This is a genomic window from Actinoallomurus soli, assembly GCF_024055715.1.
GTDB lineage: Bacteria > Actinomycetota > Actinomycetes > Streptosporangiales > Streptosporangiaceae > Actinoallomurus > Actinoallomurus soli.
Map to the genome: position 1 here is coordinate 39,447 of NZ_JAMXMV010000028.1, position 19,623 is coordinate 59,069.

16 protein-coding genes are annotated in these 19,623 nt (G+C 72.4%); 9 read left to right on the forward strand and 7 right to left on the reverse strand.

Annotated features, from left to right (window positions below; translation table 11 throughout):
- Nucleotides 1–355 precede the first annotated feature (355 nt).
- The 3 genes from NDW01_RS37885 (at nucleotide 356) to NDW01_RS37895 (ending at nucleotide 3,084) form a co-directional block, all read left to right on the forward strand.
- Entirely contained in the window at nucleotides 356–1,813 is a 1,458-nt protein-coding gene (locus tag NDW01_RS37885) for a tetratricopeptide repeat protein (RefSeq protein ID WP_252829226.1), read from the forward strand.
- A 3-nt stretch (nucleotides 1,814–1,816) separates the two neighbouring features.
- Nucleotides 1,817–2,392 carry a GNAT family N-acetyltransferase gene (locus NDW01_RS37890; RefSeq protein ID WP_252829227.1) on the forward strand — a complete coding sequence of 192 codons (576 nt, stop codon included), beginning with the start codon at nucleotides 1,817–1,819 and terminating at the stop codon, nucleotides 2,390–2,392.
- Between the two features lie 296 nt (nucleotides 2,393–2,688).
- Nucleotides 2,689–3,084, forward strand: coding sequence for an FtsX-like permease family protein (locus NDW01_RS37895; RefSeq protein ID WP_252829228.1), 396 nt, complete (start codon nucleotides 2,689–2,691; stop codon nucleotides 3,082–3,084).
- A gap of 76 nt (nucleotides 3,085–3,160) precedes the next feature.
- Here the strand turns inward: NDW01_RS37895 and NDW01_RS37900 are convergent, their stop codons facing one another.
- From NDW01_RS37900 to NDW01_RS37910, 3 genes are all read right to left on the reverse strand, one after another.
- Nucleotides 3,161–3,361 (reverse strand): FmdB family zinc ribbon protein, encoded by a 201-nt coding sequence (locus NDW01_RS37900; RefSeq protein WP_252829229.1) that lies wholly within the window; start codon nucleotides 3,359–3,361, stop codon nucleotides 3,161–3,163.
- Between the two features lie 59 nt (nucleotides 3,362–3,420).
- Nucleotides 3,421–3,930, reverse strand: coding sequence for an HNH endonuclease (locus tag NDW01_RS37905; protein WP_252829230.1), 510 nt, complete (start codon nucleotides 3,928–3,930; stop codon nucleotides 3,421–3,423).
- Between the two features lie 233 nt (nucleotides 3,931–4,163).
- Nucleotides 4,164–4,853, reverse strand: a complete 690-nt coding sequence (locus NDW01_RS37910) for a hypothetical protein (RefSeq protein ID WP_252829231.1) — start codon at nucleotides 4,851–4,853, stop codon at nucleotides 4,164–4,166.
- Between the two features lie 115 nt (nucleotides 4,854–4,968).
- Between NDW01_RS37910 and NDW01_RS37915 the strand changes: the two genes are divergently transcribed.
- Both NDW01_RS37915 and NDW01_RS37920 read left to right on the forward strand, forming a co-directional pair.
- On the forward strand, nucleotides 4,969–7,074 hold the full coding sequence (locus NDW01_RS37915) for a prolyl oligopeptidase family serine peptidase (RefSeq protein WP_252829232.1): 2,106 nt from the start codon (nucleotides 4,969–4,971) through the stop codon (nucleotides 7,072–7,074).
- Nucleotides 7,071–7,877, forward strand: a complete 807-nt coding sequence (locus NDW01_RS37920) for a class I SAM-dependent methyltransferase (protein ID WP_252829233.1) — start codon at nucleotides 7,071–7,073, stop codon at nucleotides 7,875–7,877. The genes NDW01_RS37915 and NDW01_RS37920 overlap by 4 nt, the downstream gene beginning before the upstream one ends.
- Before the next feature lie 67 nt (nucleotides 7,878–7,944).
- On the opposite strand, the gene ilvD is transcribed toward NDW01_RS37920, so the two are convergent.
- Both ilvD and NDW01_RS37930 read right to left on the reverse strand, forming a co-directional pair.
- Nucleotides 7,945–9,789 (reverse strand): dihydroxy-acid dehydratase, encoded by a 1,845-nt coding sequence (gene ilvD, locus NDW01_RS37925; protein ID WP_252829234.1) that lies wholly within the window; start codon nucleotides 9,787–9,789, stop codon nucleotides 7,945–7,947.
- Between the two features lie 127 nt (nucleotides 9,790–9,916).
- Nucleotides 9,917–10,777 (reverse strand): nuclease-related domain-containing protein, encoded by an 861-nt coding sequence (locus NDW01_RS37930; RefSeq protein ID WP_252829235.1) that lies wholly within the window; start codon nucleotides 10,775–10,777, stop codon nucleotides 9,917–9,919.
- Between the two features lie 205 nt (nucleotides 10,778–10,982).
- Between NDW01_RS37930 and NDW01_RS37935 the strand changes: the two genes are divergently transcribed.
- Together NDW01_RS37935 and malQ are read left to right on the forward strand one after the other, a co-directional pair.
- Nucleotides 10,983–12,392: an amidase gene (locus tag NDW01_RS37935; protein ID WP_252829236.1), complete on the forward strand. Its 1,410-nt coding sequence runs from the start codon at nucleotides 10,983–10,985 to the stop codon at nucleotides 12,390–12,392.
- 22 nt (nucleotides 12,393–12,414) lie between these two features.
- Entirely contained in the window at nucleotides 12,415–14,586 is a 2,172-nt protein-coding gene (malQ, locus tag NDW01_RS37940) for a 4-alpha-glucanotransferase (protein ID WP_252829237.1), read from the forward strand.
- Between the two features lie 21 nt (nucleotides 14,587–14,607).
- Here malQ and NDW01_RS37945 read toward each other — a convergent pair whose 3' ends face one another.
- A complete protein-coding gene (locus NDW01_RS37945) occupies nucleotides 14,608–15,627 on the reverse strand; it encodes a hypothetical protein (protein WP_252829238.1) in 1,020 nt (339 codons plus the stop codon).
- Nucleotides 15,628–15,967: 340 nt separating this feature from the next.
- Between NDW01_RS37945 and NDW01_RS43340 the strand changes: the two genes are divergently transcribed.
- A complete protein-coding gene (locus NDW01_RS43340) occupies nucleotides 15,968–16,102 on the forward strand; it encodes a hypothetical protein (protein WP_256514124.1) in 135 nt (44 codons plus the stop codon).
- Nucleotides 16,103–16,112: 10 nt separating this feature from the next.
- A complete protein-coding gene (locus NDW01_RS37950) occupies nucleotides 16,113–16,697 on the forward strand; it encodes a GTP-binding protein (RefSeq protein ID WP_252786648.1) in 585 nt (194 codons plus the stop codon).
- Nucleotides 16,698–16,956: 259 nt separating this feature from the next.
- Here the strand turns inward: NDW01_RS37950 and pepN are convergent, their stop codons facing one another.
- Nucleotides 16,957–19,488, reverse strand: coding sequence for an aminopeptidase N (gene pepN / locus NDW01_RS37955; RefSeq protein ID WP_252829239.1), 2,532 nt, complete (start codon nucleotides 19,486–19,488; stop codon nucleotides 16,957–16,959).
- Nucleotides 19,489–19,623 lie beyond the last annotated feature (135 nt).

A 19,623-nucleotide genomic window follows, 5' to 3' on the forward strand; every position in this document is an offset into this window, starting at 1 on the left:
CTCCGGTATGGGGAGTGCGGCCGTATCAGGCGCCTTTCTGACTGATCTGGTTGGCGTATCGCGATGCCAGAGTTACGCTGCGTACGCGAGATTTCATCTCCGTGGCCATGAGTTATCCGGTCGGCTCTTCCCCCCGAGGAGGCCGGGAATGACAGATCCCCCCGGAACAGAAGTAACAGATCCCCGTAAAAAGGATCCACCGCGCAAAGAGGCTGATACGGCACGTCGTATCCGCGCCCGAGGGCTGGCCCAGGGCCTCGCGCCACCGGACATCGCGCGGGAAATTCACGATCAATGCGGACCGATCTTCGGAACCAGTCCGATCAAAGCCCAGCGACTCGCGCACGGCATCGCGTTGTCCGATGTCGTCGCCCAAGTCAGGGCGCTGTACGAGGTGGAGGGAAAACCACTCCCCAAGCTCGGTGAGACGCTGCTGTCGGCGTACGAGAGCGGTTACAAGCGCCCGGGCCCCGAATACCTGCACTACCTCTGCAGCGTCTACCGCGTAGAACCCCCGGACCTCGGCTTCCAAGGGCCGTGCGTCTGCGGACATCGACACGAGCGCCCACCCGCCGGCACCCAGGAGACCGGCGCTCGCGAGCCCGACAGCGTGATCGGGCCGCGAGCCGTCGTCACGGGCGGCAGCGAATGGGCGACCAAATTCGACCGAACCTCCGGTCCGCACCTCTCCCGGGTCCACTACCGCGCCGAAGACCCGGCGGACGGCACGGACGGAGACGAGGAGGACATAGTGCTTCGGCGAACTCTCCTGCAACTCCTGGCCGGAGCAGGCGTGGTGCTCGACGGCCAGATCCTGGGGGCGGTGGACGGCATCCGCCGCCGCATGGACGACACCCTGGTCAACGCCTCGGTGTCGCCGACCATGCTCGACCAGTGGGAGGAGACCGTCCAGGGGTACGGACAGCAGTACATGTCCACCCCGCCGCTGCGGCTGCTCTGCGACGTCCTGCTGGACTTCAGCGAGGTCCGCCGCATGTGCGAGCAGCGGCAGCCGATCGAACTGCAGGAGCGCCTGTGCCGCATCGCGGCCCAGCTGTCCGGCCTGTCCGGCGTCATCATGATCGATCTCGGCGACCACCGGCTCTCCCGCTCGTTCTTCCGCACGGCGCGGACCGCCGCCGACGAGACCGGCGACCGGGCGCTCCGGGCCTGGGTGAGCGTGCGCGAGTCGCTGGTGCCGATGTACTACGGCGACCCTCGCGAGGCCCTGCACCTGGCACGCCGGGCGCAGGACCTGGCCGGCCGCGTGCCCAGCGTCGCCGGCGCCATGGCGCCGATCGTCGAGGCCCGTGCCCTCGGCATGCTCGTCAAGCGGGGCCGTAACGAGGCGGTCCCCAGCGCCAAGCGCGCGCTCGCCCGCGGCCAGACGGTCTTCTCCCAGCTCGGGAAGGACCAGGTGAAGGACACCGCCTTCGGCTACACCGAGCGCCAACTGGCCTTCCACATGGGCGACACCTACACCAACCTCGGCGACCACGGGAACGCCGACGAGACGCTCCGCAAGGCGCTGACCCTCTACCCCGCGACCGAGGAGCTCGACCGCACGCTGATCTGGCTCGACCGGGCGTCGTGCCGGCTCCAGGAAGGAGAGCCCGAAGAGGCGCTGCGCACCGCCAAGGAGACCATCCTCGCGGTGTCCGCCGCGCACCGGACCGACATCGTCATCCACCGGGCCCGTCAGCTCGCCAGCGCGGTCGTCTCCCAGTACGGAGACATCCGGGCGGCCCAGGAGTTCCGCGACGCGCTCGCCGGTCCTCCGGCCACGGCGGGCATCACCCGAAAGCAGGCCTGACGGGTGGCCCGCCTGCCGGGAGGCATCTCGGCGAGCGTGCAGCGGCTGTCGTACGAGCCCCCCGAGTGGGAGTTCGCCGGCCTCCGGCTGCGGCGCTACACCGCCCGTGACCACCAGGCGGTGTTCGCCCTCCACCAGGAGTGCCTGTTCCGGGTGGGGGTGCGCCCGGGCGACGGCGTGTACTACGACGACGACTTCGCGCGCATCGACGAGATCTACCTCCGGGACCGAGGGGAGTTCCTCGTCGGAGAGGTGCGGGGCGAGGTGGCGGCGCTCGGCGGGCTGCGGCGCGTCGACGACGTCACCGCCGAGATGGTGCGCCTGCGGGTCCGGCCGGACCTGCAGGGCCGGGGCTACGGCAGGGTGCTCGTCACCGTGCTGCAGCAGCGCGCGGCCGAGCTCGGCTACCGCGTGCTCCGGGCCGACACGACGGTACGCCAGCGCGCTGCGCTCGCGCTGTACCGCGCGTTCGCCTGGCGGGAGGTCGACCGCAAGGTCACCGGCGGCACCGTCACCGTCTACCTCGAGAAACACCTGGACGGCGACACCCTGCGCGGACGCGCGGGCCCGGAGGGGTGAGCGCCGCGTACGGGCGGTGCCCTGGCGGGGGGAAGCCGCCCGTACGCGGTGTCCGCCGGCCACGGCACGAGGCCGCCCAAGTGATCCGGGGACGCCGGAATGATCCGGGACCGTCCAGGTGATCGAGGGTCGTCGGCCGCGCCACGGGTCGCTCAGGCGATCCGGGGCCGCCGGCCGTGCCGGGGCCGTGCGGCGTTGACGACTTCGAGCCCGTGTCCGCGCGGCGGACATCCGGCTCGGAGAAGGGGGCCGTGAGAGGCGGCGGTGCCACCCCGCCGCCGCTCACGTCAAGACCGGTGCGCCCTGCCTCATCCGCCGGCGCCGCTCCGCAGGTAGGCGAGGACCCGGTCGTCAACGCGGTGGTGATCGCCGGTGCTGAGCGCGCGGAGGAGTTCGCCGTCGTGCGGCTCACCGGCATGAGCCGGCCGCAGGTCGTGCGGATGGCACTGATCGAGGCGTCGGCGGTGACCGCGATCGGCGTGTTCCTCGGCCTGCTCGTGGCCGCGGGCGCGCTGGCCGGGCTCGGCACCGCGTCCGCACGGGCCGCCGGCCGTCCGCTCGTCGCGGTGCCGTGGGAACTGCTGGGCCTGCTGGTGCCCGGCGCGTTCATCGTGACCGGCGCGGCGAGCGCCTGGAGCACGCTGTCGGCGACTCGCACCTCACCGATGGCACTCGCCGCCGCACGAGAGTGACGAGGGCCGTATGGCGACCGGCCCGGGCGGTCGGCTCGGCGCCGAGGAGGATCCGCAGGACCCGCCGCGCTCGGGCTCAGCCGCAGCAGCCGCCTCCGCAGCAGCCACCGCCGCTGGGCGGGGCCGCGGCGCCGCCGGTGACCGCCACCGTGGACAGCAGCTTCACCGTGTCGTCGTGGCCGTCGGGGCACGCGGCCGGGGCGGACGCCTCGGCCATCGGGCGGGACACCTCGAACGTCGCGCCACAGACGCGGCAGCGGTAGTCGTAACGTGGCACGGCCACAGCGTACGACGTGACCGCTGCGTCCGTCATGCCCCGTCCGCCGCTCGGAGCGATCAGGCCGCGGGTTCGGAGACGTAGGGCGCCCACTGAGGGTCGCCGTCGTTGATCAGGCCGATCAGCCGCCAGTGCGCCCCGCGCGGAACGGACGGGACGAAACGCAGCTTCCAGCCGATTTCTTCAAGGAGCTTGTCGGCCTTGCGATGGTTGCAAGGCATGCAGGAGGCGACGCAGTTCTCCCAGATGTGCATGCCGCCGCGACTGCGCGGGATGACGTGGTCGATCGTCTCCGCGCGAAGGCCGCAGTAGGCGCACCGGAAGTTGTCGCGCCGCATGAGCGCCGCCCGGGTGAGCGGCACCCGTTGTCGGTACGGGATCCGGACGTAGCGCAGCAGCCGGATCACCGATGGCATCTCGACCACGACGGAGGCGGAATGCAGCCGGGCCCCGGACGCGTCGTGGTGGACGATCTCCGCCTTCTCCCGCAGGACCAGGCAGACGGCACGCCGCATCGGGAGGGTGGTCAGGGGCTCGTATGTCGCGTTGAGCAGGAGGACCTGTCTCATCAGACGGCCCCTGTGTCGCAGGTGCCGGCCGCCTCCCGGGCCGCGCTCCAGCGCGCCTCCGCATGAGGCTCGTCGATCGTTCTCACCAGCGCACCCGCCACGAGGACCTCCTCACGGACGATACCCGAGTTGCAATCAGTGTGGCTGTTGAGATGCCGATTTCGCTACCCCATGAATCGGGGTAATCGCTGGAAGCGCGCCCGGAAGGCGGCTCATGTGGTAGAGCGGTCGGCTCAGTGGCCCGGGTGGTGGTTCCCCTCGGCGCCGGTGTCCGCGGCGGTCGGCCGGTCGCGCCACGTCATCTTCGCGTCGACGCGCAGCGGGCCGCCCTTGAGGCTGCCCGAGGTCTTGATCCAGCCGGCGCGCCTGTCACCGGCGCCGATCGTGTCGTACCGGCACACGACCGTCTCGCGGTCCGACGCGCAGGGCTTCGAGAGCCCGAGGATCTTGTGGCCGGAGGTGACCTTCTGGGTCGCGACGACGTCGTCGGCGGTGCCGGCCCCCTCGTTCACGAGCGTCCAGCGCCAGAGGACGCCGGAGTCCCCGGCGGCCTCGGGCCGGTCGAACACGAGGTGCAGCTCCGCCCCCTTCGCCCAGTGCTCGTTCCCCGCCTCCCGAGAGTGCCGTGATCCCTCCTGCGACGGCCGGGCCGTCTGGGACGGCGAGCGCGGCGGCTGCGCCGAACGCGACGGCGACTGGGACGGCGACGGTGACGGCTGCGCCGTGTGTCCCGGGTGCGCCGGGCCCCCGTGCTGCTGCGGAGCCGGGCGCGGCGGCTGCGGTGTGCGCGCGTGCGCGGGCCCACCGGCCAGGACCGTGGCGGCGAGGCCGGCCGCGGCCAGCCCCGGGACCGCGACCAGCGCCGTACGGCGGCGCCCGCCTCTTCGTGCGGCCGGTCTGTACGGGCCGTGCGTGTCTTCCATTGTTCCCCCCGATCGACGTGGAAAGACGCGCCCCACATCTTTCTCGGTACGGCGACCGGGGGGAAAGCGCCACGCCACGCACGGGCCGCTCCGGCGACCTCGTAAAGTGCGACTCATGAGCCGACCGCCGTACCCGTCCGCGCATCGTCAGGACCTCGTGGAGGAGATCCACGGTCATCGCGTCGCCGATCCCTACCGGTGGCTGGAGGATCCGAACGCCGACGACACCAAGAAGTGGCTGACGGCCCAGGACGAGTTGTTCCACCGCGAGGTCGACGACCTGCCCGGCCGCACCCGGCTGCGGACCCGGGTGCGTGAGCTGCTCGGCGCCGGCAGTGTCGGCGCGCCGGTGTGGCGGGGCGAGCGCCGGTTCTTCATGCGCCGCACCGCGGAGCAGGAGCACGCCGTCCTGTACACCGTCGACCCCGGCGGCGAGGAGCGGGCACTGATCGACCCGATGGCGCTCGACTCGACGCACACGACGACGCTGGACTCCTGGCAGCCGGACAAGGAGGGCCGCCTGCTGGCCTACCAGCTGTCCCACGGCGGCGACGAGGAGTCGAAGCTGTACGTGATGGACGTCGCCACCGGCGAGACGGTCGAGGGGCCGATCGAGCGGTGCCGCTACACGCCGGTCGCCTGGCTGCCGGGCGGCGAGGCGTACTACTACGTCCGCAGGCTCCCCGCCGACCAGGTCCCGGCGGGGGAGGACCAGTACCACCGCCGCGTGTACCTGCACCGGGTCGGGGCCGACCCCGAGACCGACGATGTGATGATCTTCGGCGAGGGGCGGGAGAAGACCAATTACTACGGCGTCAGCGTCAGCCGCGACGGCCGCTGGCTGACGCTGTCCTCCTCCCAGGGGACCGCCCCCCGCAACGACCTGTGGATCGCCGACCTGGGCGCCTCCGAGGCGGAGGCCCCGGAGCTGCGGGTGGTCCAGGAGGGGATCGACGCCGAGACCGGCGTGCACATCGGGCGCGACGGCCGCGCGTACACCTTCACCGACCTGGACGCCCCGCGCGGACGGCTCTGCGTCGCCGACCCGGCCGACGTGTCGCCCGGCACCTGGCGCGACCTGATCCCCGAGGACGCCGAGGCGGTCCTCGTCGACTTCGCGATCCTCGACGAACTCGACCGGCCGGTCCTCCTCGCGGGATGGACGCGCCACGCGATCAGCGAGATCACCATCCACGACCTGGCGACCGGGGAGCGGATCGGCGAGGTTCCGGTGCCCGGTCTCGGCTCGATCGGCGGGATCGTCGAACGCCCCGAGGGCGGCCACGAGGCGTGGTTCACCTACGTCGACCACACGGCGCCGTCGTCGGTGTACCACTTCGACGCCGTCACGGGTGAGACGACGCTCTGGGCGGCCCCGCCCGGCACCGTCGACGTGCCCGACGTCGAGGCGCGCCAGGTGACGTACACCTCCAAGGACGGCACCGAGGTCCGCATGCTGATCGTCGCCCGCGCCGACGCGGCGCCGGGTGAGCCCCGGCCGACGATCCTGTACGGCTACGGCGGCTTCAACGTCCCGCTGACCCCCGCCTACTCCGCCGGGACGCTCGCCTGGGTCGAGGCCGGCGGCGTGTACGTCGTCGCCAACCTGCGCGGCGGCTCCGAAGAGGGCGAGGAGTGGCACCGCGCCGGGATGCTGGGCGAGAAGCAGAACGTCTTCGACGACTTCCACGCCGCCGCCGAGAAGCTGATCGCCGACGGGTGGACCACGGCGGACCGGCTGGCGATCTCCGGCGGCTCCAACGGCGGGCTGCTCGTCGGCGCCGCGATCACTCAGCGGCCCGACCTGTACGCCGCGGCCGTCTGCTCGGCGCCGCTGCTCGACATGGTGCGGTACGAGCGGTTCGGTCTCGGCCAGACCTGGAACGTCGAGTACGGCTCCGCCGAGGACCCCGAGCAGTTCGGCTGGCTGTACGCCTACTCCCCGTACCACCACGTGCGGGAGGGCGTCGCCTACCCGGCGACCCTGTTCACCGTGTTCGAGAGCGACACCCGCGTCGACCCCCTGCACGCCCGCAAGATGTGCGCGGCGCTCCAGCACGCCTGCGCGGAGGACGGCGGGCCCATCCTCCTGCGCAACGAGGCCGAGGTCGGGCACGGCGCCCGTGCCGTCAGCCGTTCGATCGAGCTCAGCGTGGACACGCTGTCCTTCATGGCCGCCCACACCGGGCTCACGATCCGGGAGGAGGCTCCGCGGCCATGAGCGAGGCGAGCGGGGGAGTCCGGTCGAACGCCGTCGACCGCGTCCTGCCGCTGCTGGACCGGCCCCCGGCGGAGCCGGACGTGTCGCGCGGCTACCTCGACCTTCTCGGCGAGGGGGCACGGCCGCACGACACGTTCGCGCAGCGCCTGATGCGCTCCGGTTTCCTGCCGAAGATCTACGAGGATCTGTGGCGGCCGGTGATGTTCGGGGTGTTCAAGGGCCCGCTCGGCCCGGACATCGAGGAGGAGTACGCCCTCGCGCGCGACTGGCTCGACCTGGCCGCGATCCCGGACGGCACCGTGCTGGACGTCGCCTGCGGCCCGGGCAACATCACCCGCGCGCTGGCGGCCGGGATGACGGGCCACGGGCTCGTCGTGGGCATCGACGCCGCCGCGACCATGCTCGACCGCGCCGTGGCCGACACGGCGCGGCCCAGCCCCCGCGGTGAGAACGGCGCCGCCGACGTCGCGTACGTCCGCGGCGACGCGGCGGACCTCCCGTTCGGGGACGGAACGTTCGACGCGGTGTGCTGCTTCGGCGGCCTCTACCTCTTCGACGACCCGTGGGCGGCGGTCGACGGCATCACCCGCGTGCTCAAGCCCGGCGGGCGGGCCGTGTTCCTCACGACACGGAGGCCGGACGTGCCCGTGATCGGCATGGGCAGTTCCGTGCTCGGGCGGCTGGCCGGGATCCGGATGTTCGGCGCCGACGACCTCTGCTACGCCCTGCGGGGCCGCGGCTTCGCCGGCCTGCGCCAGCGGTCGTACGGCCTGATGCAGTTCGTCGGCGCCACTCGCGGCTGAGCCCGGTCCCCGAGAACGACGACGCCCCGCCCGGATGATCCGGGCGGGGCGGTCTCGTTCGTGGAGGTCAGCCGCCGAGCTGGGAGATGTCGCGGGCGGCACCGGTGGAGGCGGACGTGGCCATCGCGGCGTACGCCTGCAGCGCGGCGCTGACCGGGCGGTGCCGGTCGCGGGGCCGGAAGGAGCCCAGCTCCTTCAGCAGGCGTTCGCGGCGTGCCTTCAGCTCGTCGGCGGGCACGTCGAGGCGAAGCTCGCGGCGCGGGATGTCGATGACGATGCGGTCGCCGTCCTCCACCAGGGCGATGTCACCACCGGCCGCGGCCTCCGGGGAGGCGTGGCCGATGGACAGGCCGCTGGTGCCGCCGGAGAAGCGCCCGTCGGTGATCAGCGCGCAGGCCTTGCCGAGCCCGCGGCCCTTGAGGAACGACGTGGGGTACAGCATCTCCTGCATGCCCGGGCCGCCCTTGGGGCCCTCGTAGCGGATGACGACGACGTCACCGGGCTTGACCCGGTTGCCGAGGATGCCCTCGACCGCGTCCTCCTGGCTCTCGAAGACGACCGCCGGACCCTCGAAGGTCCACAGGGCCTCCTCGACGCCGGCGGTCTTGACGACCGCGCCCTCGACGGCGAGGTTGCCGTAGAGCACGGCCAGGCCGCCGTCCTTGGTGTAGGCGTGCTCGACGTCGCGGATGCAGCCCTGCTCGCGGTCGAGGTCGAGCTCCTGCCAGCGGTTGTCCTGGCTGTACGGCTTCGTGGTGCGGACCCCGCCCGGCGCGGCGTGGAACAGCTCCACGGCCTCGGGCCGGACCTTGGGGGAGCGGACGTCGTGCGCCTCGAGGAACTCGCCCAGCGACCCGCTGTGGATCGTGTGGACCGTGCGGTTGAGCAGCCCGGCCCGGTCGAGCTCGCCGAGGATCGCGGGGATGCCGCCCGCCCGGTGGACGTCCTCGATGTGGTACTTCGCGGTGGCCGGGGCGACCTTGCAGATGCAGGGCACCCGGCGGGAGAGCTCGTCGATCTCCTTCAGGCCGAAGTCGACGCCGGCCTCGCGGGCCGCGGCGAGCAGGTGCAGGATCGTGTTGGTCGAGCCGCCCATCGCCACGTCGAGGGCCATGGCGTTCTCGAAGGCGTCGCGGGTCGCGATGTTCAGCGGGAGGACGGACTCGTCGTCCTCGGCGTAGTAGCGGTTCGCGACCTCCACGACGCGGCGCCCGGCATCCTGGAAGAGCTTCTTGCGGTCCGCGTGCGTCGCCAGGACCGTGCCGTTGCCGGGGAGGGACAGGCCGATCGCCTCGGTCAGGCAGTTCATCGAGTTGGCGGTGAACATGCCCGAGCACGACCCGCAGGTCGGGCAGGCGTTCTCCTCCATCTGGGCGAGCGTCTCGTCGGAGACCGACTCGTCCGCGGAGGCGATCATCGGATCGATCAGGTCGAGCTTGGTCGTGCCGTCGACGGGCTTGCCCGCCTCCATCGGCCCGCCGGAGACGAACACGGTCGGGATGTTGAGCCGCATGGCGGCGATCAGCATCCCCGGCGTGATCTTGTCGCAGTTCGAGACGCAGATCAGCGCGTCGGCGCAGTGCGCGTTGACCATGTACTCGACCGCGTCGGCGATCAGCTCGCGGGACGGCAGCGAGTAGAGCATGCCGCCGTGGCCCATCGCGATGCCGTCGTCGACCGCGATCGTGTTGAACTCGCGCGGGACGCCGCCCGCCTCCTTCACCGCGGCGGCGACGACCTGGCCGACCTCGCGCAGATGGACGTGGCCGGGGACGAACTCGGTGAAGCTGTTGGCGACCGCGATGATGGGCTTGCCGAAGTCCTCGCGCGCTACGCCGGTGGCCCGGAGGAGGGCCCGGGCGCCCGCCATGTTCCTGCCATGCGTGACCGTTCGTGACCTCAGCGGGGGCATCTGCCTCTCCCATCGTTTGTGCTCAGGGTTCGATCGTATGGGGTCGGCGGCCCGGATGAGACGGTGGTCTCAGTTTCCGAGACATCCGGGTCGCCCGATCGGGGCCCTGAGCACGGGGGACGGGAGGTCAGTCCGGGTCGGCGTCGGGGTACTTCGGGGGCAGGACGCGCTCGGCGGCGTTGTAGATCCGCTCGATGTCCACCGCGGTGAGGATCTTGGGCCTGCGGCGCAGGTAGTTACGGGCCCGCCCACCGGAGTAGACGTCGACGTTGCGCACCATCAGGACCTTCCAGGAGATCGCCGGGCCGTAGATGGCCAGCGACGGCTGCACCGGCACCTCGTAGCCGAGCTCCGCGCTGATCAGCTTGCTCGCCTGGTCGGCCTCCCAGCGGGCCTCGTCGAGGCGCTCCTTCTTGTTGAACGGCCCGAGGAACAGCTTGCGGTGCGACAGCGCGCGCACGGGCAGCCGCTTGTCCCACTTCTCCGAGTCGACGGCGTACACGCCGGTCGGCCCGATGACGAGATGGTCGATCTGCCCGTCGCTGACGCCCTCCTCGTCGCGGGGGACCGCGCGGGCGTGCAGGGCGCGGTAGCCGGCCTTCTCCATGCCCCGCAACTGCCGTTCGGTCCGGCGCTCCGCGACCGACGGCTTGCGCCACGCCTCGACGCTGGAATGCTGACGCGACCGCCGGACCACGTCGACGATCACGGTGAGCACCGCCACGGCCAGGCCGATCCGGATCTCGAAGATGATCGCGAACAGCAGGCCCAGCACGGCGGCCGCGCCCGCCCGGATCATCCAGCGTTGGATCTGTGGATCGCTGATCCGGCCTCCGATCGCCGCCTGCTCCCTCCGCCGCCTGGGCGGGCGTCCCTCGTCAGGACGTTCGGCCGAGCCCTCCTCGCCGGGCAGCTCGATCGGACGTTCTTCGTCGGGGTGCTCGCGTGTGGACGTCTGAGTGGACTCGCCTCGCTCCACACTGGCCATGTCGACACTCCGTGCTCGATGGACTGCAGCACACATGATCTTCCCTGCTGCGAAGCGTAACCAGAGCGTGAGCCGAGTGCATAGTCGTGTCCGGTTGATACTTTTGTCTCCGCGCACGCGCGGTTCAGTGGCATGTTACCCGGGTAGATAAATCCCATCCCCCACTGCTCTGCTGCAACTTTCGGTGGGCGTACCGTTTTCACTTGTGACGCATATTCATCACCTCAGCGTTCGGGAGCAGGCCGCCGCGATCCGCGGCGGGGAGCTCTCGCCCGTCGACATCGCCGAGCACTACCTCGACCGCATCGACCGTCTCTCCGACCGCGTCGGCGCCTACGTCACCGTGACCGACGACCTCGCGCGTGACCAGGCCAAGACGGCGGAGCGGGCGGTCATGGCCGGCGAGGAGGCTCCGCTGCTCGGCGTGCCGATCCCCGTCAAGGACCTCAACATGGTCAAGGACGTACGCACGACGCTCGGCTCGGCGGCCTTTACGGACTTCACCGCATTCACCGACGACAACGTCGTCGCTTTTCTGCGCCGAGCAGGGACGATTCTCCTGGGGAAGACCAATACGCCAGAATTCGGACTGCCCTGTTACACCGAAAACGCCGTCGCGCCTCCCGCGCGTACGCCCTGGGACCTCGAGCGCTCCGCCGGAGGGTCCAGCGGGGGCGCCGCCGCGGCGGTCGCCGCCGGCCTCGCGCCCGCCGCGCACGGCAGCGACGGCGGGGGGTCCATCCGGATCCCGGCCAGCGTGTGCGGCCTCTTCGGGATCAAGCCGACGCGCGGCCGCATCAGCCCGGGCCCGATCGTTCCCGACCTCGTCGGCCTGGCGAGCAGCGGCCCGATCGCCCGGAACGTACGGGACGCCGCCCTGCTCCTGGACGTCATGGCCGGGAACGCTCTAGGCGACATGTACCACGCCGCCCCCCCGGAGGGCACCTTCCTCGAGGCCGCCGACCGGTCGCCGGGCCGCCTGCGCGTCGGGCGCAGCGCCGTCCCGCCGGTCCCCGACGCCCGGGTGCACCCCGACTGCCTGGCCGCGTACGAGGAGGCGAGCGAGCTGCTCGCGGAGCTGGGCCATGAGGTGGAGGACATCGACCCGCCGTGGAAGGAGGAGCTGATGCCCCACTTCGAGGTGCTCTGGGCGTCCATGGCAACGATGACCCCGGTTCCGCCCGAGAAGGAGGAGCTGCTGCGCCCGCTCACCCGGTGGCTCCGCGAGCGCGGCAACGCGATCGGCGCGCCGCAGCTGCTCCGCGCCCAGGCGGCGCTGCAGCTGGCCGTACGGGCCGGGCTGCCGGTCCTCGAGCGCTACGACGTCATCCTGCAGCCGACCCTCGCCCTGCCGCCCGTCCCCGTCGGCCACTTCGACGAGGTCGGACCCGAGGAGAACTTCGTTCGGCAGACGCTCTTCACGCCGTTCACCTCGGTCTACAACGTCACCGGCCAGCCCGCGGTCAACGTCCCCCTGCACTGGACCGACGGCGGCCTGCCGATCGGCGTCATGCTCGCCGGCCGGATGGGCGACGAGGCCACGCTGATCGCCCTGTCGGCGCAGCTGGAGGAGGCCCGGCCGTGGGCGCATCGCCATCCCCCGATTTGGGACTGAACGACGGGGCATCGTAGGCATCGTGAGAACCGGCGAGGACGGGGGCACCGTGGGAGAGGACACCGTGGCAGAGGGCACCGAGGACCTGAACGCGCTGGCCGCCGCGTACGGCGTCGAGACCTCCTACACGGACTGGCGGGGCCGGCCGTCCGACGTGCCCGAAACGACGATCAGGGCGGTGCTCACCGCGCTGGGCGCGGACGTGTCCTCGCCGGAGGCCGTACGCCGGGAGCGTAAGCGAATCGACCGGGAGCGCCGTGCCCGGCTGCTCCCGCCCACCGCCGTCGTCTTCGCCGGGGAGCCCCTCCTCGCGGCGGAGGACGCCGAGATCCGGATCGAGCTCGCCACCGGGGAGGAGCTCCCCCTCGGCCCTGGGGAACCGGCCTCCGCTCCCGGCGAGCCGGCCCCCGCCCCGGGCGAACCGGTCCCCGCCGCCGTGGCGGGGCGGCCGCCCGCCTCGGCGGCGGAGGCCGCGGGATTCCGCACGGCGTACCGGCTGCCGGCCGGAACGCCGCTCGGCTGGCATCGCGTACGGGCCCGGCGCGGCGAGCGGGAGGAGGTCGCGCCGCTGCTCGTCGCGCCGTCGCGGGCTCCGGACCCGGGCGGGCGTGAGTGGGGCCTGATGGCCCAGCTCTACTCCGTCCGGTCGAGCCGGTCCTGGGGCGTGGGCGACCTGGCCGACCTGCGGGAGCTGGCGGCCTGGAGCGGCGGCGAGCTGGGCGCGGGCTTCGTCCTCGTCAACCCGCTGCACGCGGGGGAGCCGGCGCCCCCGGTCCGGCCGTCGCCGTACCTGCCGATGAGCCGCCGCTACACCAGCCCGCTCTACCTGCGGCCGGAGGAGGTCCCCGAGTACGCCGCGGCCGACCCGGAGACGCGGCGCCGGATCGACGAGCTCGCCGGGCCGCAGCGGGCCCGGTCGGAGGGCACCGACGAGATCGACCGGGACGCGGCCTGGACGGCCAAGCGGGCGGCGCTGGAGCTCCTGGCCGCCGTGCCGCTCACGCCGGACCGCGCGGCGGCGTACGCCGCGTTCCGCGAACGCGAGGGCGAGGCGCTGACCGCGTTCGCGACCTGGTCCGCGCTGGCGGAGGAGCACGGGTCGTACTGGCCGTCCTGGCCGGCGGAGCTGCACGACCCCCGGTCCGCGGCGGTCGCGGCCGAGCGCGAACGGCGCGCCGGCCGCGTGGAGTTCCACCGCAGGCTGCAGTGGTGGCTCGACGAGCAGCTCACCGCCGTCCAGGACGCCGCGCGCACGGCCGGCATGGCCCTGGGGATCGTGCACGACCTGGCCGTCGGGGTCGACCCCGGCGGGGCGGACGCGTGGGCGTACCAGGACCTGTTCGCCTCGGGGATGAGCGTGGGGGCGCCGCCGGACGAGTTCAACCAGCGCGGCCAGGACTGGGGGCAGCCGCCCTGGCACCCGCAGCGGCTCGCGGCGACGGGCTACGCGCCGTACCGCGAGATGCTGCGCCACGTCCTGCGGCACGCGGGCGGGCTCCGGCTCGACCACGCGATGCAGGTCTTCCGGCTGTGGTGGGTCCCGCGGGGCGCCTCCCCGGCCGAGGGGACGTACGTCTCGTACCCCTACGGCGACCTGCTGGGCGTGCTGCTGTACGAGGCGCACGAGTCCGGGGCGGTCGTCGTCGGCGAGGACCTCGGCACCGTCGCGGCGTACATGAGGGACGTGTTCGCCGAGCGCGGGGTGTTCGGCACGTCGATGGCATGGTTCGAACGCGACGAGAAGGGCGCCCCGCTGCCGCCGGAGCGGTGGCGTGAGCTGTGCCTGGCCACCGTGGGCACCCACGACATGCCGCCCATCGACGGGTTCCTGAACGGCGACCACATCGCCCTGCGCGAGCGCCTCGGCCTGCTCACCCGCCCGGCGGCCGACGAGTACGGCGAGCTCGCCCGCTTCCTGGGCGAGTGGAAGGAGCTGCTGACCTCGCTCGGCCTCGACACCGCGGACATGACGGCGGCGCTGCACGCGTTCCTCGCGCGTACGCCGGCGCGGCTGGTCGGCGTCTCGCTGGCGGACGCGGTCGGCGAGCGCCGCACGCAGAACCAGCCGGGGACGACGGACGAGTATCCGAACTGGCGGATCCCCCTCGCCGACGCCGCCGGCCACCCGGTGCTGCTCGACGACCTCCCCCGCCACCCGCGCCTGCCGGCCGCCCTCGGCCCGGTCCTCGGCTGACGCACCCGGCCCGGCCCTCGGTCAACGCTCCAGGATCGCGACGATGCGCGCCGCGACGTCGTGCAGCAGGGTGTCCGGCAGGATCGGCCGCCCGGCCGCCGCGGAGAACAGCTCGGGCAGGCCGGGCAGGCAGTAGACGGTGCTGGGCTCGGTGACCGCGCGGCCGAGCGGCTGGTTGCCGACCGACCTGCGGGTGCGCGCCCACGCCTCCTCGACCTCCTCGGGGCTGGGCACCCCGAAGCCGTGCCCGACGGGCGCCGCGTGGCGCAGCCGTACGAGGGCGCCGTCGGCGAACTCCTGGGCCAGCCGGCACCGGGCGGTCAGGGCCTCCAGCACGTCGGGGGACAGGCGCCCGATCACGTCGCAGGGGGTGCGGCAGGACCCCGCGCAGCGGCCGAGGGCGGACGCGAGCGTGCTGTGCTGGCGGTCGAGGTAGGCCCGCCATCCGGGGCCGGGCTCACCGGCCACCCGCAGCGCGCGCTCGGCGGCGGACTGTTCGGGGCGCGTCAGGTCGCACTCGCGGGGCCGGCCCGGCTGCGGCATGATGCCGAACCTGCTGCCGTCGCCGCCGACCGCCGCCGGCAGCAGCGCCGGGTCGCCGGCGTGGCCGAGGACCGGTTCCCAGGCCAGCAGCGGGAGGTACTCCGAGGCGATGTGCAGGGCGGCGACCAGGGCGGCCATCTCGCGCCGCCGCCACCGCGCCTCGATCACCTCGAGCAGCAGGCCGTACGCCGGGCGCAGCGTCCGCAGGGCGCCGCGCGTGCGCTCCTTGGCCGACTGGGGCATCCTGCTGGCCCGGGCGCGGGAGAGCAGGTGGTCGGGCACCTTGTGGGCGTCGACGACCGGGTCGCCGGTCACCTCCGGCACGCCGAAGTCCTCGGCGTCCAGGTCGATCAGCCGCTGGCCGAACGAGCACAGCAGCCGGACCTCGGCGGCGATGTCCGGTCGTAGCCCCGCGGCCCCGGCCTCGCACAACGCGGCGAGGTCTCCGAAGGCGTAGCGCCCGGCGAGTGTCGTGAGTACTTCCCGTGCCGTCTCCACCCGTTCACTTTGCCATGCGATGGGGACATCGCCGCTGCCCGCGGCACGGATTCGCGCGCCGGGGCGGCATACCCGGTGAGCCGGGCGGCCCGCGGCGAACCGACCGGTGCAGTTACAAATCCGTATTCCAATCGGTGGATCTTGGTTCGCTCTCAGTGAGATCATGTCGGCTGACACGGCGATCGTCCGGTTTCCGTGCCGCCGCAGCGATCATGTGGCCCGGCCGGCCGCGACGGCGGTCAGGGTGACGAGCCGGGTGGCGCTCCTGTACGGGCCGGGTTATCCGCCCGCGTACGTCGGGCGACATATCAGCACAAAGGCAGGAAGAGGAGATTTGCTAGTGACGCCGCAGCGGGCCGTACCGACCGGCACTTCCGACTGGCTGCCCTGGCTCGCCGCAGCCATGGCCCCGGACGCGGACGCCGTCTCCTCGCGCCTCCACCACGGCGCCCGTTCCAGTGAAAGCGGGTACTGAGAAAATGCAGATGGGAACCCAGCTCGCGGTCAAGGTGCTGGTCGCCGGTGGATTCGGGGCGGGCAAGACCACCCTGGTCAACACGGTCAGCGAGATCCAGACGCTGCGCACCGAGGAGATGCTCACCTCCCAGAGCGTCGGCGTCGACGACACCTCCGGCGTCGAGCAGAAGACCACCACGACCGTGGCGATGGACTTCGGCCGTATCACGCTCGGCGACGGGCTCGTCCTCTACGTCTTCGGTACGCCGGGGCAGAAGCGGTTCTGGTTCATGTGGGACGAACTGGCCGTCGGCGCGATCGGCGCGGTCGTCCTCGCCGACACCCGGCGCCTGGCGGACTGCTTCTCCTCGATCGACTTCTTCGAGCGCCGCGGCATGCCGTTCATCGTCGGGCTCAACCGCTTCGAGGGCGCTGCCCAGCCCGACATCGACGCGGTCCGGGGCGCGCTCGACCTCGACCCGCACGTGCCGGTGATCACCTGTGACGCCCGGGAGCGGGAGTCGGTCAAGCAGGTGCTCATCACCCTGGTCGAGCACGTCCTCGGCACCCGGCAGCGGCAGCGCCAGCGGTCGGCCGCCGCCTACAACGCCTGACGAGGACCGCCTGACGGGGCGCCGCCTACAACGCCTGACGAGGACCGCCTGACGGGGCGCCGCCTACAACGCCTGACGAGGACCGCCTGACGGGGCGCCGCCTACGACGGCTGACGGGGGCCGCCTGAGGGGGCGCGCCGCCCGCCACGCCTGAGGGGGCGCGCCGCCCGCCACGCCTGACGGGGCGCGCCGCCCGCCAGCGCCAGACCGCAGGAGAATGGCCCGGCCGGAAACCGGCCGGGCCTTTTCCACGCACTCCTTACGCGCTCTGGCGGTCCTTCTCCCGCGCCCGCAGGGCACGGGCGACGCCGTCGCGCCCCTCGACGAGGAGGCGGCGCAGGGCCGACGGCGGGTTCTCCGCCTCGAGGTACGCCGTGGTGCGGTCGATCGTGGCCGGCGAGATCACCAGGAACGGGTAGGCGGTCTCGGCGAACGTGCTGGCCATGTCGCTGGACCACGACGACCAGACGCGGCCGACCTCGGCGAAGTACTTCTCGACGTACGGCTCCAGCAGCGAGATGTCGTCGGTGTCGACGAAACCGCCGAGCGTGGCGCGGTACAGCGCGTTCGGCAGCTCGCCGCCGATGATGCGCTCCCACGCCGCGGCCTTGGCCTCGGCGGTCGGGATCGCGGCGCGGCCGGCGACGGCGTGCCGCTCGCCCGCGGCGGTCGCGTCGCGGCGCAGTTCCGCCTCGACCTCCTCCTCGCCGGCCGCGCCGCGGACGACGAGACGGCGCAGCAGCGACCAGCGCAGGTCCGTGTCGACGACCAGGCCGTCCAGCGTGGTGGATCCGTCGAGGAGGCCGCGGACGTACGCGACGTGCTCCTCGGAGGTGGCCACCGACACGAACGCCTGGGTGTAGGCGAGCTGCCAGTCCGAGCCGGGCTCGGCCTCGGACAGCAGCGTGTGCAGCTCGTCGGCCAGCAGGCGGTAGCCGGTCTCCCGCCACGCGGGGTCGGCGTACTGCGAGGTCGCCAGCCGCGCCTGCCGCAGCAGCGTCTGGGCCACCGAGACGTCCGTGACGCCGCGGATGCCCGACAGCACCAGCCGGACGTAGTCGCGCGCGGCCAGCTCGGCGTCCCGGCACATGTCCCAGGCCGCCGACCAGCACAGCGCCCGCGGCAGGCCCTCGGTGATCTCCCCGATGCCGTCCACGAGCGTGCGCAGCGAGTGCTCGTCGAGGCGGACCTTGGCGTAGGTCAGGTCGTCGTCGTTGACCAGGACCAGGTCCGGGCGGCTCTCACCGACCAGCTCGGCGACCTCCGTACGGGCGCCGACGACGTCGAGCTCGACCCGCCTGCGGCGCACGATGCCCTCGTCGGTCCGGTCGTACAGGCCGATCGCCACGCGGTGCGAGCGCAGCGTCGGGTGGTTCTCCGGCGCCTCCTGCAGCACCGCGAACGAGGTGAAGCGGCCCTCGTCGTCGACCTCGTACGACGGGCGCAGCGTGTTGACGCCGGCCGTCTCCAGCCACTCCTTCGACCAGGAGGTCAGGTCGCGGCCCGAGGTCTCTTCGAGGGCGTCGAGCAGGTCGGACAGCGAGGTGTTGCCCCACGCGTGCCGGTCGAAGTAGGCGCGGACGCCGCTGAAGAAGTTGTCCCGCCCGACGTAGGCGACGAGCTGCTTCAGGACGCTGGCGCCCTTGGCGTACGTGATGCCGTCGAAGTTGACCTCGACCGCCCGGATGTCGGGGATGTCGGCGGAGATCGGGTGGGTCGACGGGAGCTGGTCCTGGCGGTACGCCCAGGTCTTCCAGAGGTTCGCGAAGGTCGTCCAGGCCCCCGTCCACCGGGTGGCCTCCGACTGGCAGAGCACGCTCATGTACGTCGCGAACGACTCGTTCAGCCACAGATCGTCCCACCAGCGCATGGTGACCAGGTCGCCGAACCACATGTGCGCCATCTCGTGCAGGATCGTCTCGGCGCGGCGCTCGTAGGCGGCGTCGGTGACCCGCGACCGGAAGACGTAGTCCTCCAGGAACGTGACGCAGCCGGCGTTCTCCATGGCGCCCGCGTTGAACTCCGGCACGAACAGCTGGTCGTACTTGTCGAAGGGGTACGGCCGGGCGAAGGCGCGGCGGAAGAAGTCGAAGCCCTGCTTGGTGACCTCGAAGATCGCGTCGGCGTCGAAGTGCTCGGCGAGGCTGGCACGGCAGTAGGCGCCGAGCGGGATGCGCTGGCCGTCGGCGACGTACTCGTCGCGCTCCACGTGGTACGGACCGGCCACCAGGGCGGTGATGTAGGTGGAGATCCCGGGCGTCGCCGGGAAGTGCCAGCGGCCGCCCTCGGCGCGGTCGGGCGCGTTGTTGGTGATGACCTGCCAGTGCTCCGGGGCGGTCACGCTCAGCTCGAACCGTGCCTTCAGGTCCGGCTGGTCGAAGCAGGCGTACATGCGGTGCGCGTCGCAGGTCTCGAACTGCGTGTAGAGGTACGCCTCCTGGTCGACCGGGTCGACGAAACGGTGGAGTCCCTCGCCGGTGCGGGAGTAGGCGTTGTCGGAGATCACGCGCAGCTCGTTCTCGGCGGCGAGCCCGGGCAGCGGGATGCGGCCCTTCTCCGGGTCGTACGATCCGGGGTCGAGCGCCTTGCCGTTGAGGGTGATCTCGCGGACCGTCGCGTCGTGGAGGTCGACGAAACTGGACGCGCCGGGCTCGGCGCAGCCGAACCTGATGGTGGTGTCCGAGACGAACGTCTCCGCTCCCGCCGTGAGGTCGAGATCGACCTCGTACGACTCGACGGTCAGCAGCCGGGCGCGCTCCCGCGCCTCATCGCGCGTCAGATTGCCAGCCAAGTGAACTCCTCGCCTCGTTTCACGACGTCGTGGTGGTATCAACGGTACGGCTCAGGGCGTGGCGGCACGAACGGCAGGGCCGCCCCACCGCCCATCTAACCGTGAGTTGGCGATCACGCCCCCGGATCTGGGGGA